Origin of the sequence: Burkholderia sp. AU30198 (genome assembly GCF_020419825.1) — a bacterium.
In the GTDB taxonomy this organism is placed as follows: domain Bacteria; phylum Pseudomonadota; class Gammaproteobacteria; order Burkholderiales; family Burkholderiaceae; genus Burkholderia.
In genome coordinates, this window is the sequence record NZ_JAIZSA010000007.1 from 173588 (window position 1) to 186903 (window position 13316).

General features: G+C 63.8%; 16 protein-coding genes. 5 read left to right on the forward strand and 11 right to left on the reverse strand.

Annotation, left to right across the window (positions count from 1 at the left end; translation table 11 throughout):
• Nucleotides 1–238: 238 nt before the first annotated feature.
• From LGN19_RS17430 to LGN19_RS17445, 4 genes are read right to left on the reverse strand one after another with little or no spacing between them, the layout of a single operon-like run.
• The gene (locus LGN19_RS17430; protein WP_226216249.1) at nt 239–490 is read right to left on the reverse strand and encodes a PAAR domain-containing protein; all 252 of its coding nucleotides are present in this window, start codon (nt 488–490) and stop codon (nt 239–241) included.
• Between the two features lie 18 nt (nt 491–508).
• Nucleotides 509–1081 (reverse strand): lysozyme inhibitor LprI family protein, encoded by a 573-nt coding sequence (locus LGN19_RS17435; RefSeq protein ID WP_226216251.1) that lies wholly within the window; start codon nt 1079–1081, stop codon nt 509–511.
• A 7-nt stretch (nt 1082–1088) separates the two neighbouring features.
• Nucleotides 1089–1694 carry a pesticin C-terminus-like muramidase gene (locus LGN19_RS17440; protein WP_226216253.1) on the reverse strand — a complete coding sequence of 202 codons (606 nt, stop codon included), beginning with the start codon at nt 1692–1694 and terminating at the stop codon, nt 1089–1091.
• Nucleotides 1695–1727: 33 nt separating this feature from the next.
• Nucleotides 1728–2048 carry a hypothetical protein gene (locus LGN19_RS17445; RefSeq protein WP_413227213.1) on the reverse strand — a complete coding sequence of 107 codons (321 nt, stop codon included), beginning with the start codon at nt 2046–2048 and terminating at the stop codon, nt 1728–1730.
• Between the two features lie 414 nt (nt 2049–2462).
• Between LGN19_RS17445 and LGN19_RS17450 the strand changes: the two genes are divergently transcribed.
• Nucleotides 2463–3077 carry a LysE family translocator gene (locus tag LGN19_RS17450; RefSeq protein WP_175223551.1) on the forward strand — a complete coding sequence of 205 codons (615 nt, stop codon included), beginning with the start codon at nt 2463–2465 and terminating at the stop codon, nt 3075–3077.
• Between the two features lie 110 nt (nt 3078–3187).
• Nucleotides 3188–3436, forward strand: coding sequence for a hypothetical protein (locus LGN19_RS17455; protein ID WP_122948416.1), 249 nt, complete (start codon nt 3188–3190; stop codon nt 3434–3436).
• 60 nt (nt 3437–3496) lie between these two features.
• Here LGN19_RS17455 and LGN19_RS17460 read toward each other — a convergent pair whose 3' ends face one another.
• The 7 genes from LGN19_RS17460 to pobA all read right to left on the reverse strand — a co-directional run bounded on the left by LGN19_RS17460 (nt 3497) and on the right by pobA (nt 10632).
• Nucleotides 3497–4855 carry an MFS transporter gene (locus LGN19_RS17460; protein ID WP_226216255.1) on the reverse strand — a complete coding sequence of 453 codons (1359 nt, stop codon included), beginning with the start codon at nt 4853–4855 and terminating at the stop codon, nt 3497–3499.
• A gap of 374 nt (nt 4856–5229) precedes the next feature.
• On the reverse strand, nt 5230–5616 hold the full coding sequence (gene pcaC, locus LGN19_RS17465; RefSeq protein WP_174957983.1) for a 4-carboxymuconolactone decarboxylase: 387 nt from the start codon (nt 5614–5616) through the stop codon (nt 5230–5232).
• 10 nt (nt 5617–5626) lie between these two features.
• The gene (pcaD, locus tag LGN19_RS17470; RefSeq protein ID WP_174957982.1) at nt 5627–6412 is read right to left on the reverse strand and encodes a 3-oxoadipate enol-lactonase; all 786 of its coding nucleotides are present in this window, start codon (nt 6410–6412) and stop codon (nt 5627–5629) included.
• On the reverse strand, nt 6412–7785 hold the full coding sequence (locus tag LGN19_RS17475; RefSeq protein ID WP_226216257.1) for a 3-carboxy-cis,cis-muconate cycloisomerase: 1374 nt from the start codon (nt 7783–7785) through the stop codon (nt 6412–6414). The genes pcaD and LGN19_RS17475 overlap by 1 nt, the downstream gene beginning before the upstream one ends.
• Nucleotides 7786–7873: 88 nt before the next feature.
• Entirely contained in the window at nt 7874–8530 is a 657-nt protein-coding gene (locus LGN19_RS17480; protein ID WP_089431929.1) for a CoA transferase subunit B, read from the reverse strand.
• A 12-nt stretch (nt 8531–8542) separates the two neighbouring features.
• Nucleotides 8543–9256, reverse strand: coding sequence for a 3-oxoacid CoA-transferase subunit A (locus tag LGN19_RS17485; RefSeq protein ID WP_226216259.1), 714 nt, complete (start codon nt 9254–9256; stop codon nt 8543–8545).
• A 143-nt stretch (nt 9257–9399) separates the two neighbouring features.
• Nucleotides 9400–10632 carry a 4-hydroxybenzoate 3-monooxygenase gene (gene pobA / locus LGN19_RS17490; RefSeq protein ID WP_226216261.1) on the reverse strand — a complete coding sequence of 411 codons (1233 nt, stop codon included), beginning with the start codon at nt 10630–10632 and terminating at the stop codon, nt 9400–9402.
• 116 nt (nt 10633–10748) lie between these two features.
• On the opposite strand from pobA, the gene LGN19_RS17495 reads away from it, so the two are divergent.
• The 3 genes from LGN19_RS17495 to LGN19_RS17505 all read left to right on the forward strand — a co-directional run bounded on the left by LGN19_RS17495 (nt 10749) and on the right by LGN19_RS17505 (nt 13291).
• Complete coding sequence (locus tag LGN19_RS17495) at nt 10749–11675, forward strand: LysR family transcriptional regulator (protein ID WP_226216263.1); 927 nt, start codon at nt 10749–10751, stop codon at nt 11673–11675.
• A gap of 180 nt (nt 11676–11855) precedes the next feature.
• The gene (folE, locus tag LGN19_RS17500; protein ID WP_011356720.1) at nt 11856–12488 is read left to right on the forward strand and encodes a GTP cyclohydrolase I FolE; all 633 of its coding nucleotides are present in this window, start codon (nt 11856–11858) and stop codon (nt 12486–12488) included.
• Nucleotides 12488–13291, forward strand: coding sequence for an SDR family oxidoreductase (locus LGN19_RS17505; RefSeq protein WP_226216265.1), 804 nt, complete (start codon nt 12488–12490; stop codon nt 13289–13291). The genes folE and LGN19_RS17505 overlap by 1 nt, the downstream gene beginning before the upstream one ends.
• Nucleotides 13292–13316: the final 25 nt, after the last annotated feature.

A 13316-nucleotide genomic window follows, 5' to 3' on the forward strand; every position in this document is an offset into this window, starting at 1 on the left:
CGCTGGCGCCGACGGCGGCGAGACGGCGGCCCAGAGACGAAAAAAATGTGGGCTCGCAGAAAAGGGGGCGTTGGCCGTCTAGAAAAATCAGAGACTTGGACATCTTTTCTGAGACAAGTTAAGAAGACTCGTCGCAGATAAGCTGTCCTATAGCCGAAGATTGCTCAGAAAAGTCGTCTGCGGCAAATTCACGTTGACGCACCCCATCCGCCGCCTTCAGCAATTCACCGATCACCGCTCAGATGAGGCTTGAAATCAGGTGGCAGCCACACGTGGCGCGATGGCCGTGCCGTGCGATCGGAACGCCGTTATCAGTCATCGACGAATCGCCTTCCTCGATGACGTTGGGTGATACATCGGGGTGCTGCGGGCACGACACGTGGTCTCCTTTGCGCGTAACGTAGCGGCCCTCGAACCGCATAGTCGTGGAGCCGGTTTCAACTTTGCCATCGTGGTCGGTGCTGTCGCCGACGCGAATCAGGTCCATCATTTATTGAGTGAACTGCACTTACCAATTTTTATAAAAATTAAGTCTAGCGGTGCATGTCTCGCGATCCTCCTGAAGCTTCACTGCCGTTATTTTACAATTTAAAGAAACGTATTTTAGCCAATCCGGGTTACTTCCATCCGGAGTGTTTCTTTCCAATTTCACAATCACCTTATCTGCATCTCCGCTTTCATATAAATTTGCCATAACGCCAAGTGAGCGCCTGAATTCATCCATTCCGATCGAGGAGCCAATGTATCGAATCTCGCTTGTTCTAGATTCTGTCACCGATGTCAGGCAAGACCATTTATCGATGGATGCCTCCGCGCCAGGCGAGGTAGCATCAAATGCAGAATTGCAATATTTATCCTTGTATGCAACCCATGCCCTTTGGGCTGAAATAAGATTTTGCTTGTCTGTGGAATTGACCTTGCCGAGGGTATCGCTGTAGGTTTTGTTTAAAATGGCATCTGCGGATTTGTAATTTGCTTGCACGCAGGCGGTTAGCTCGACGTTAGTCTGGCCGTTGCAAGCGGTTTTTGAAAATGCCGACCCAGAGATGAGCGCCATTAAAATGATGGTACTTTTTTTCATTTTTTATTTATCTCCAGCAATGGAAAATCATGCCTTTTTCGAACAAGACCGCCTCTATTTCGCGTCGTGTGAGTAGGCCGTCAGCTCCAGTCCCTACCCACAATGCCTTCATTGCTCGGACTTGCGCAGCAACTTCGGGTAAATTGTTGTCCTGGATCGCTGCTCTAATGTTTCTCATGTGGACTCTTGACCTTTGTCCAGCCTTGTCTTCAAGGCTGGAATCTCGATTGTAAACTAAGCTGAGTAGCGCACTCTGACAGTGCGAGTGCAATTTTGTGATCCCTGGAAATGCGTCAACAGTAAATTGAGCGTAGCGGCGCTTAACAATTTTGGCCATCTCAAGCGCCTTTGGCTCTGAAATTTTTATATCGCCAAGAGATGGAATGAAGGCGCGCGCGGCATCCCCGTGCTTTCCAATGGCGGTTAGTAGCCGGGAAATCTCTGCCTCTGTAAAGAAACCTGTCAAATCGTTGCGGGCTGTTGCCTCCGGTTGTTGCCCTAGATCATAGCCATAGCCGATGGTTACGCCGCTGGATTGATCTTGTTTTCCTCCCGGTACATAAGGAGTTGAGCGATATCCCTCGATGTCGAGTATGAGGTGGAAGCCTGCCACGGATGCGAAATATGAACCCTCTGTAGTGGGAAACTAAAGAACGTCAGTTTTACATTTATCACTGCAGCCAGCCATGAAATTTCCGATCAACCCGATCGGATGAAAATGCCATGGTTTCGGCTCTTTAGGGAGGATATTCACGTTGCTGCACTGGATGTCCTCCCACCACTGAAGCTTCTTGATACGCTCCATTTCGTTTTGCCACTTCCAGGCCATGGCCTTCATCAAGGGGGTGAGCGCAGCCCACGCCGCCATGTTGCCGCCCCATTCAGTCTCGCTCTTCACGACCAGATGCGAGATCGCTTCGGCCGACCATGGAACATTCTGCGCATTTGCGAGTTCCGACGCCGTCACCATACCATCGTGATTAGCGTCGATATCCGCGCTTTGATTCGAGGCATGTATGAATCGCGAAACATGGCAGATCTCGCGTTTGTGCCGGAATCACTCATATATGTCCGAGAGAGCCGGAAAAGGCACGAAACCGTCGAGCAAAAATTGCGCCTCGATGCACTTTATTAGAACCGTGACCCGCAGTTTCATCCAAGATTGGTTCGTGCTCGTACACAAGCCCTGAAATTTCGCCTTTTATTCAAAGACAACTTCTTGAGACTGCGGACATCTTTTCTGAGAGACAACACCACGCCCCGCAGCAACCATCCCATCCCCCCGTACCGGTATTCGTCAAACCAACTGTACCGGTACTGTACAGAAAACCGTCGCTAAACTGACCTCCATCCCAGTCCAGAACCGAATGGAGAATCCGCGATGGAATTCCTCACCCTGAGCGCGCTGCCCGCCGGCATGCTGTTCGCGCTCGTCACGACGATCACGCCCGGCCCGAACAACACGATGCTGCTCGCGTCCGGCGTCAATTTCGGGTTCCGCCGCACCATGCCGCACCTGTTCGGCATCAGCATCGGCGTCGCGATCCTGATGCTCTGCGTCGGCTTCGGGCTCGGCGAGGTATTCAAGCGCGTCCCGCTGCTCTACACGATCCTCGAAGCCGCGAGCGTCGCGTACCTGCTGTACCTCGCGTGGCGCATCGGCACGTCGGGCGAAGTGAAAGCGCATGGCGGCAAGCCGCGGCCGATGACGTTCATCGAAGCCGCCGCGTTCCAGTGGATCAATCCGAAGGCCTGGATGATGGTGCTGACCGCCGCAACGACGATCCGCCTGTCCGCCGACTACGGGATGAACGCCGCGTGGATGGCCGTCGTGTTCATCCTGATCGGCTTCCCGTGCATCAGCCTGTGGGCCGCGTTCGGGCTCGGCCTGCGCCGTTTCCTGTCGAATACCCGCGCGCTGCGCATCTTCAACGTGACGATGGCCGTGCTGCTGATCCTGTCGCTGTACCCCCTCATCGCGCATCTGTTGGCGTAGTGAACGCTCACCGCGCGCCCGTTGAGATTCGCCCGATGCAGGCGTACCCTTTTGGTACGGGCGCGCGCAACCGCTTGGCCGGTTGCGCCGCTGCTGCCGGGAGAGTGCTGATGAAGCCATTGCTGAGGGCGGGCGAACACATCGAGGGGATGCACTGGATCGCCGAGTATCACCCGCTCACGCACGAGATTCGCGTGCTGCGCGAAGACATCGAGATCGGCATCTACGGCGCGCCGCCGACGATGTTCGGCGAAGAGGAAGAGATGGGCGCCGCGAACCTCGCCGATCATCGCAGCCGGGAGGCCGCGCTGCGCGCGTATCTGCGCAACTTCGTGAAGAAACACGACGCGGAAGAATAGCCGGCGGCCCGACGGCCGCCGTATCGGCGGGCCGGCGCATCGCACCGGCCCGCGCTTCGCTCAATGCCCGAGCGATTCGATCTTGCCTGCCGGCTGCGTCATGCCATGCGGCCGCGCCATCTGCTTGATCAGCAGCGCGACACACGCGAGCAAGCCCGCGACGGCGATCGTCGCGAACACGCCCGCGAACGAGAAATGCCGGCGCGTCAGCTCGGCGACGAGGAACGATCCAGCAATCCCGCCGAAGCGGCCGACGCCGAGCATCCACGCGACACCCGTGCCGCGCCCTTCGGTCGGGTAGAACGCGGCGGCAAGCGCCGGCATCGACGATTGCGCGGTGTTCATCAGCACGCCGGCCACGAACACGACCAGCACGAGCAGCCCGACGTTGCCGGCCGCCTGCCCGATTGCATAGACGCTCACCGCCGTCAGCGCGTAGCACACGGCAATCACGCGGTTCGCGTTGAAGCGGTCCATCAGCACGCCGCACAGCACCGCGCCCACGCCGCCGAGCGGGAACAGCGCGGAGATCAGCGTCGCGCTCTTCGGCGTCAGGCCGGCATCCTTCAGCAGGATCGGCATCCAGTTGATCGACGCGTAGAAGATCACGAGCCCCATGAAGTACGCGAGCCACAGCATCACCGAGCCGACGATGTACGAGCGCGACAGCACGACGCCGAGGCCCTTGCTGCCGGTCTGCGGCGCGGCTTCGGTCATCGCGAACGAGCCGGCGTTCAGCGCATCGCGCGAGATGCGCGCGAGCGTCGCGCGGATCTTGTCGACGGCTTGGCCGTTGGCGACCATGAAGCGCACCGACTCCGGCATCTTCAGCAGCAACAGCACGCCAAGCAGCAGCGGCGTCACGCCGCCGAGGATCAGCACGCTGCGCCAGCCGAAATGCGGAATCATCCACGCGGCCAGGAAACCGCCGAACGCGGCACCGAGCGGGAAGCCGCAGAACATCAGGTTGATCACGGTCGCGCGACGCTTGTCCGGGCAGAACTCGCCCATCATCGTGACCGCGTTCGGCATCGCCGCGCCCAGCCCGACGCCGGTGATGAAGCGCAGGATCGTCAGGTGCCCGATCGTCGTCGAGAAGGCGGACATCAGGCACGCGACGCCGAACAGGAATACCGAGCAAAGCAGCAGCGAGCGGCGCCCGAGCTTGTCGGACAGCGGGCCCGACACGAGTGCGCCGCACGCGAGGCCGAACAGCGCGGCGCTCAGCACCGGTGCGAGATCAGGTTTGGTGAGGCTCCATTCGCCGAGCAGCGACGGCGCGATGAAGCCGATCGCGGCCGTGTCGAAGCCGTCGAGCAGCACGATCACGAAACACATGAGGAATACGAGCCATTGAAAACCGCCGAACGGCTGCTCGTTGATGAAGGTCTGGACATCGACCACGGGTGTGCGATTCATCGCTTGTCTCCTGTGTCGATCCAAGTTAGCGCTTTAGCGCTTACTTGGATCCCATGCTACGCGGTCGATCCAAGTTAGCGCTTTAGTGCTTACTTGGATCCCATGCTATGCGGTCGATCCAAGTTAGCGCTTCAGCGCTTATCTGAATCCCATGCTCCGCGGGCGACCAGTGTTGGCGCTTCAGCGCTTGCTCTGGTCCCATGCATAGCCAATTTGTTTATAAGCGACACGGCCTCGGAACCGCGTCTTGCCTTTGTTCGCGCACCGGCCACCCGGTGCACCGCGCGCCGATACTCTGCCGGCGCGTTCATTCATCGTCGAGGCCCGCCAACCTATCAGCGGGCCTCGACGCAACTTCGGACGACAGCCGGCACTTAACCGGCCGCGTCCTGTTCCTTGAAGATCCTGTCCGCGAGATGGAACGCGGAATTCGCGGCCGGCACGCCGCAATAGATCGCGGTCTGCAGCAGCACTTCCTTGATCTCGTCGCGCGTCACGCCGTTGTTGCGCGCCGCGCGCAGATGCAGCGCCAGTTCCTCGCCGCGGTTCAGCGCCACCATCATCGCGATGGTCAGCAGGCTGCGCGTATGGCGCGGCAGGCCGTCGCGCGTCCAGATCTCGCCCCACGCATAGCGCGTGATCAGGTTCTGAAATTCGTCGGTCACCTCGGTGCGGTTCTCGAGCGAACGGTCGACGTGCGCGTCGCCGAGCACCGCGCGACGCACCTTCATCCCTGCTTCGTAACGTTCCTGGTCATCCATCGCCGGTGCCTCACGCGGTCAGGAAATCGAGCAGCGCGCGGTTGAAGCCGTCGGTGCACTCGATGTTCGAAATATGCGCGGCGTCGAATTCAACGTGCTGCGCGCCCGGAATCGCGGCGGCCAGTGCGCGGCCCTGGTCGGGCGGCGTCGACATGTCCTTCGCGCCGGTCACGACGAGCACCGGCAGCGCGATGCCCTTCACTTCTTCGCGCAGGTCGGCTGCATTCAGCGCGTCGCAGTTCGCCGCATAGCCGTCCTTGTCGGTATGCACGAAGGTGTCGCGGATCGCGTCGAACAGGCGCGGCTCGCGCTCGACGAACGCGTCCGTGAACCAGCGCGGCAGCACGGCATCGGCGAGCGCGGCCATCCCTTCGGCGCGCGCCTTCTGCGCACGCGGCGCCCACACTTCCGGCGAGCCGATCTTCGCGGCGGTGTTCGACAGCACGGCGCGAACGATGCGCGACGGGAAGCGTGCGGCGAGCGCCGCGCCCGTCAGCCCGCCCATCGAGATTCCGCAGAAATGCGCGCGTGCGATGCCGACGTGGTCGAGCAGGCCGATCACGTCGCCCGCGAGCTGGTCGACCGTGTATGAGCCGGCCGGCGCTTCCGAATGGCCGTGGCCGCGCGTGTCATAGCGCAGGATGTTGAAGTGCTGCGTGAGCGGACGGATCTGCGGCGCCCACATCTGCAGGTCGGCGCCGAGCGAGTTCGAGAAGACGAGCCACGGCGCGTCGTCGCGCGCGGCACGGTCGATCCGGTAATGCAGTTTCACGCCGTTGACAGTGGCGAAAGGCATCAATGTTCTCCTGGTGATTGCGCGCCCGCGTACAGCGCGAGCACGGCGTCGACGTAGGCCTGTGCCTCGCCGACGTAATGAGCGGGATCGAGCAGCCGCGCGAGCGCGTCGCGCGACAGGTGGGCCGATACGGTCGCATCGGCGGCGAGCACGTCGAACAGCGTCGCGCCTGTGCGCACGGCTTCCTTCGACGCCTGTTCGACGACGTGATGCGCGTCGAGCCGGCCGATCTTGTCGCCGAGCGCGAGCATCACCGCTTCGCCGAGAATCAACCCGCGCGTCAGGTCGAGGTTCGCGGCCAGGCGCTCGGTGTTCACGTCGAGGCCTGCGACGATCTGTGCGATCTGCGCGAGCGCGCCGCCGGTCAGGCGCGCGAGATCGGGCAGCGCGTCCCATTCGGCCTGCCAGCCGCCGAGCGCGCGTTCGTGTTCCTGAACCATGCCCGCGAACACGGTCGCGACGAGGTTCGGCGCACGTACGGCGGCGGTAAGCACCGCCGCGCAGCCGACCGGGTTGCGCTTGTGCGGCATCGTCGACGAGCCGCCCTTGCCGGCGGCAGCCGGTTCGCCGAGCTCGCCAACTTCGGTCTGCATCTGCAGCGACACGTCGCGCGCGATCTTGCCGAGCGTACCCGTCAGCATGCCGAAGCAGGACGCGGCTTCCGCGATGCGGTCGCGCTGCGTGTGCCACGGCACGGCCGGCGCCGCGAGCTTCAGGTCCGCCGCCAGCGCGGCCGTGACGCCGGCCGCCTGCTCACGCAGGCTGGCGAGCGTGCCGGCCGCACCGCCGAACTGCAGCACGAGCGCACGCTCGCGCAATTCGGCGAAGCGCGCGCGATGGCGCAGCAACGCGTCGAGCCATTGTGCGAATTTCAGGCCGAGCGTGATCGGCAGCGCCTGCTGCAGCCACGTGCGGCCGATCATCGGCGTCGTGCGATGCGTGCGCGCAAGCGCCGCAAGCGACGCGCACGCTTCATCGAGCAGCGGTTCGAGCACGTCGAGCGTATCGCGCAACTGCAGCACGGTGGCGGTATCGATGATGTCCTGGCTCGTCGCGCCCCAGTGCACGAACTTCGCGGCCTCGGGGTCATCGGCCTTCACCTGTGCGGTGAGCTGCTTGACGAGCGGAATCGCGAGATTGCCGCCGAGCGCCGCGCCGTGTGCGAGTGCGTCGGCGTCGAGCCGGCTGGCGTCGCACGCGCGTTCGATCGGCGCAACCGCGGCGGCGGGAATCACCTGCTGCGCGGCGAGCGCACGCGCAAGCGCGGCTTCGACGTCGAGCATCCGCTGGATCGTCGCGCGAGGCGACCAGATCCGGTTGAGCGGCTCGGTGCCGCAGATGAGGGAGGTCAGGCGGGCGCTGTCTTCGAGCATGGCATCAGATAGGGGAAACGGCGTGCGCCTATTGTCCACCCAAGCGTGCCGGCATGCGCGCGAGCGCACGCGCCGGCACGCTCGCGGTTCAGGCAGCAGCCTTTTGCGTCGCGTCGATCAGCGGCACGCCGGTCAGCTTCTGCAGTTCGTCGAACGACAGGTCGGTGAAGATCTCGCTCACCGCAAGGCCGTCGGCCGTCACGTCGAGCACCGCGAGATCCGTATAGATGCGGCTCACGCATTGCACGCCGGTGACCGGATACGAGCACTGCGCAACGATCTTGCTCTCGCCCTGCTTCGTCAGGTGCTCCATCATCACGAACACCTGCTTCGCGCCGATCGCGAGATCCATTGCACCGCCGACCGCCGGAATCGCATCGGGCGCACCCGTATGCCAGTTCGCGAGGTCGCCGTTGGCCGACACCTGGAACGCGCCGAGCACGCAGTAGTCGAGGTGGCCGCCGCGCATCATCGCGAACGAGTCCGCGTGGTGGAAATACGCGCCGCCGGTCAGCAGCGTCACGTGCTGCTTGCCGGCGTTGATCAGTTCGTCGTCTTCCTCGCCGGGCGCGGGCGCCGGGCCCATGCCGAGCAGGCCGTTCTCGCTGTGCAGGAAGATTTCCTTGCTCGGGTCGAGGTGGTTCGCCACCAGCGTCGGCACGCCGATGCCGAGGTTCACGTACGCGCCTTCGGGGATGTCCTGGGCGACGCGCTTGGCCATTTCATCGCGGGTCAGTCGTTTCATCTGGATATCTCCTTAGGCGGCTTGCGATGCGTGTTCGGCGGCCAGCTCGGCCGCGTGCGCGGCCTGCGGCACCTCGACGATGCGCTGGACGAAAATGCCCGGCGTCACGATGTGTTCCGGGTTCAGCGCGCCGAGCGGCACGACTTCCGACACCTGCACGATCGCGACCTTCGCGGCGCTGGCCATGATCGGCCCGAAGTTGCGCGCGGTCTTGCGATACACGAGATTGCCCCAGCGATCGCCCTTGTACGCCTTCACGAGCGCGAAATCGGCGTGGATCGGCGTCTCGAACACATACGGCTTGCCGTCGATCACGCGCGTTTCCTTGCCTTCCGCGAGCTTGGTGCCGTAGCCGGTCGGCGTGAAGAAGCCGCCGATGCCGGCGCCCGCCGCGCGGATGCGCTCCGCGAGGTTGCCCTGCGGCACGAGCTCCAGCTCGATCTCGCCCGCGCGGTACAGCGCGTCGAACACCTGCGAGTCGCTCTGGCGCGGGAACGAACAGATGATCTTGCGCACCTGCTTCGCCTTCAGCAGCGCCGCGAGGCCGGTCTCGCCGTTGCCTGCGTTGTTGTTGACGATCGTCAGGTCGCGCGCGCCCTGTTCGATCAGCGCGTCGATCAGCTCGGACGGCATGCCTGCCGTGCCGAAGCCGCCGATCATGATTGTCGCGCCGTCGTGGATGTCGGCCACCGCCGACTGAAGCGATTCGAAAATCTTGTTGACCATGTCTCTTCCTGATACGAACCCGCGGCTCGATGCGCGGCCTGTCGAGGGGACACGCGCGTGCCGCGTGCCGCGCCGGGGCCGATATCGACTCCGGTATTTGTTCGCTATTCGAACCTAGATTCGATTAGCGAACGATGGGCCGATCATAGAGTCGCGCACAGCGCGTTGTCAAGGCGGGTTCCCTCGGGGGCCGCCGCATCGTCGAACGGCAGCCCGACGTAGTTTTCGGCGAGCGCCTGCGCGGCAGCCCGCGAGCGCGTCACGTATTTCAGCTCGGCAAACTTCAGGCGATTGACGAACGGCGAGTCCTCCGGCGACGAATGCAGCATGTTCGTCATGAAGTACGAGAAGTGCTCGGCGCGCCACACGCGCTCGAGGCAGGTCGCCGAATACGTGTCGAGCGGCGTCGCGTCGCCGTTGCGGTAGCGCGCACCGAGCGCGCGGGACAGCGCGCGGACGTCGGCCACCGCCAGGTTCATCCCCTTCGCGCCGGTCGGCGGCACGATGTGCGCGGCGTCACCGGCGAGGAACAGGCGACCGTGCTGCATCGTCTCGGATACGAAACTGCGCATCGGCGTCACGCTCTTCTGCGTGATCCGGCCCTCGGTCGGCGTCCAGCCCGTGTCGTTCGCGAAGCGCGTGTGCAATTCGTCCCAGATCCGCGTGTCGGACCATTCGGTGAGGTCTTCGTCGGGTTTGCATTGCAGGTACAGGCGCGTGACCGTCGGCGAGCGCATCGAGAACAGCGCGAAACCGTTGTCGTGATGCGCGTAGACGAGCTCGTCGAGCGACGGCGCCGCGTCGGCGAGGATGCCGAGCCACGCGAACGGATAGACGCGCTCGAACGTGTTCAGCCGCTCGGCCGGAATCGTCTGGCGCGCGATGCCGTGAAATCCGTCGCAACCGGCGATGTAGTCGCAGTCGATGCGGTCTTCGCGGCCGTCGGCATGCTTGAACGTGACGAACGGGTGCTCCCCTTCGACGTCGTGCAACGCGACGTCGCTCACTTCGAAGTGCATCGCGTGGCCATGCTCGACGCCGGCTGCGATCAGGTCGCGCACGACTTCATGCTGGCTGTAGACGGTGATCGCGCGCCCGCCGGTGAGCGCGGACAGGTCGATGCGATGGCGCTGGCCCGAGAACAGCAGCTCGATGCCGTGGTGTTCGAGCCCTTCGCGACGCATCCGTTCGCCGAGGCCGGCCTCGTTCAGCGTGTCGACCGTGCCCTGCTCCAGCACGCCGGCGCGGATGCGGTTCTCGCAGTATTCGCGCGAACGCGCTTCGACGAGGATGGAATCGACGCCTTGCAGGCGCAGCAGATGGGAAAGCAAAAGGCCGGACGGACCGGCGCCGATGATGGCGACCTGGGTGCGCATTGTTCGTCTCCTGAACATTGGTTCGAGTAATGGAACACATTTGAGCGCTTTCCCGACTATGCGGCAACGCGATTCAGGAGATATGTTGTATACGTTTTGACGATACTGGCCTGGCGATGGATGCGCTCGATCTGAACCTCATTCCCTACCTCGTCGCGCTCGACGACACGCGCAACGTGAGCCGCGCGGGCGACCTGCTCGGCGTCAGCCAGCCGCGCGTGAGCACGGCGCTCGGCCGCCTGCGCGAGTATTTCGGCGATCCGCTGTTCGTGCGCACCTCGCGCGGGATGGAACCGACGCCGCGCGCGCTCGCGCTGCTGCCGGCCGCCCGCGACGCGCTCGCGCAGATCGAGCGCGGCCTCGTCGCGCCGCACGACTTCGACCCGGCCGCGAGCACGCATACGTTCTCGATCGCGCTGTCGGACGTCGGCGAGATCGTGTTCCTGCCGAAGCTGCTGCAGGCGTTCGCGACGCGCGCCCCGCATGCGAACCTGCGCTCGGTCTCGCTCGCGCACGACGAGGTCGGGCGCGGCCTCGAAGCCGGGACGCTCGATCTCGCGGTCGGCTACTTTCCCGATCTCGACGGCAACAACTTCTTCCAGCAGCGACTGTTCACGCACCGGTTCGTGTGCCTGATGCGGCGCGGCCATCCGTTCGAACAGGCGCCGCCGTTCACGGTCGAGCAGTTCCTCACGTGCGGGCACGCGGTGGTGCGCGCCGAAGGCCGCAGCCAGGAAGTGCTCGAGAAGTACCTCGCGAAGCAGCGCATGCAGCGCCGCGCGGTGCTCGAGACACCACACTTCATGAGCCTGCCGTTTATCCTGAGCCGCACCGACCTGATCGCGACGGTGCCGCACGCGATCGGCTATGCGTATGCGGCCGAGCACGCGTTCATCGTGCCCGTCGAGCCGCCGCTCGCACTGCCGCGCTTCGACCTGAAACAGCACTGGCATCGCAAGTACCACAACGATCCGCGCACGGCATGGCTGCGCGGCATCGTCGCGTCGCTGTTCAACGACGAGCAGGACGAATGGCCGAAGTGAGCCAGGGCCTGTTCCCGCGAATAGCGCGCGTTCCCCCGTTTGAAGAAATTCATTCGTGGGGCCAGCGCAAACCCGCTATTAACGGGAACAGGCCCTAGCCCTCGCACGCGACCCGCGAAAGCATGAAACAATGCCCGGATTCCGCGCCGCCCCGGCGGCGGCATTCGATGGAGCAGATAGATGGGTAAAAAGAAGTCCGCGCGGCCCGAGCCGGCCGCATCCCGCCCGAGCCGTGAAGAAGCAGAAGACGCGGTTCGCGTGCTGTTGCGCTGGGCCGGCGACGACCCGGCACGCGAAGGCCTGATCGACACGCCCGCACGCGTCGTGCGCGCGTACGAGCAGTTCTTCGCCGGCTATGCGCTGGAGCCGCGCGACATCCTCGCGCGCACGTTCAGCGAAGTCGACGGCTACGACGAAATGATCGTGCTGAAGGACATCCGCTTCGAGAGCTACTGCGAGCACCACATGGTGCCGATCATCGGCCGCGCGCACGTCGCGTATCTGCCGAATCATCGCGTGGTCGGCATCTCGAAGCTCGCGCGCCTCGTCGACGCGTTCGCGAAGCGCCTGCAGATCCAGGAAAAGATGACCGTGCAGATCGCCGACACGCTGTTCGACGTGCTGCAGCCGAAGGGCGTCGGCGTGATCCTCGAAGCCGCGCACCAGTGCATCTCGACGCGCGGCGTGCACAAGCCCGGCGTCGAGATGGTCACGTCGCGCATGCTCGGCACGTTCCGCACCGATCCGTCGACGCGGCGCGAATTCCTGTCGATCGTCGCGAATCCTTCTTCAGTGAACCTGACGAATACGTAATGGCGCAGACGAAGCAAGCGGCGCTCGCGCCCGTCGTGCTCGTGACCGGCGCCGCGCGCCGGGCCGGGCGCGCGTTCGCCGAGTATTTCGCCGCGCACGGCTATCGCACCGCGGTGCATTACGACCGTTCGGCCGATGCCGCGCAGGCGGCGGCCCGCGCGATCGCCGAACGCGGGCACGAATCGGTGGCGTTGCAGGCTGATCTGTCGGATGCCGCGCAGATCACCGCGCTGATCGACCAGGTGTATGCGCGCTTCGGGCGCCTCGACGTACTCGTCAACAATGCGTCGGTATTCTGGCAGGATCATTTCCCGAGCTTCGATCTCGCGGCGTTCGACCAGGCGTGGGCCGTCAACTGCCGCGCGCCGATCCTGCTCACGCGCGCGTTCTACGAACGAGCCCGCGCGGCCGGCACGCAAGGTGTCGTCGTGAATGTGGTCGACCAGAAGATCAAGGAAAACTTTCACCGCGACCATTTCAGCTATACGGTCGCGAAAGCCGCGCTCGGCAACCTCACGCAGATGCTCGCGCTGTCGTCCGCGCCGGTGCTGCGCGTGAACGCGGTATTCCCCGGGCTCATGCTGCCGAGCGACGACCAGACGCAGGCCGACTTCGAACACGCGAGCCGCGCATCGACGCCGCTCGCGCGCATCGCAGGCCCCGACGATGTCGCGAGCGCGATCCTGATGCTGACGGGCAACGCGTACAACGGTGTGGATTTCGTCGTCGATGCGGGGCAGAACCTGATCCGCGTCGACCAGGACGTGCTGTACAAGCACCGCGCGCCCGACGGCAAGCACTGACCGACGGCGCGGCGGCGGCCGGCGG

Coding starts and splice junctions, on each gene's coding strand:
- LGN19_RS17495 (WP_226216263.1), top strand. CDS start 10,749: ATGGATGCGCTCGATCTGAACCTCATTCCCTACCTCGTCGCGCTCGAC.
- pcaC (WP_174957983.1), bottom strand. CDS start 5,616: ATGGATGACCAGGAACGTTACGAAGCAGGGATGAAGGTGCGTCGCGCG.
- pobA (WP_226216261.1), bottom strand. CDS start 10,632: ATGCGCACCCAGGTCGCCATCATCGGCGCCGGTCCGTCCGGCCTTTTG.
- LGN19_RS17430 (WP_226216249.1), bottom strand. CDS start 490: ATGATGGACCTGATTCGCGTCGGCGACAGCACCGACCACGATGGCAAA.
- LGN19_RS17455 (WP_122948416.1), top strand. CDS start 3,188: ATGAAGCCATTGCTGAGGGCGGGCGAACACATCGAGGGGATGCACTGG.
- LGN19_RS17460 (WP_226216255.1), bottom strand. CDS start 4,855: ATGAATCGCACACCCGTGGTCGATGTCCAGACCTTCATCAACGAGCAG.
- LGN19_RS17480 (WP_089431929.1), bottom strand. CDS start 8,530: ATGAAACGACTGACCCGCGATGAAATGGCCAAGCGCGTCGCCCAGGAC.
- folE (WP_011356720.1), top strand. CDS start 11,856: ATGGGTAAAAAGAAGTCCGCGCGGCCCGAGCCGGCCGCATCCCGCCCG.
- LGN19_RS17450 (WP_175223551.1), top strand. CDS start 2,463: ATGGAATTCCTCACCCTGAGCGCGCTGCCCGCCGGCATGCTGTTCGCG.
- pcaD (WP_174957982.1), bottom strand. CDS start 6,412: ATGCCTTTCGCCACTGTCAACGGCGTGAAACTGCATTACCGGATCGAC.
- LGN19_RS17435 (WP_226216251.1), bottom strand. CDS start 1,081: ATGAAAAAAAGTACCATCATTTTAATGGCGCTCATCTCTGGGTCGGCA.
- LGN19_RS17485 (WP_226216259.1), bottom strand. CDS start 9,256: ATGGTCAACAAGATTTTCGAATCGCTTCAGTCGGCGGTGGCCGACATC.
- LGN19_RS17505 (WP_226216265.1), top strand. CDS start 12,488: ATGGCGCAGACGAAGCAAGCGGCGCTCGCGCCCGTCGTGCTCGTGACC.
- LGN19_RS17475 (WP_226216257.1), bottom strand. CDS start 7,785: ATGCTCGAAGACAGCGCCCGCCTGACCTCCCTCATCTGCGGCACCGAG.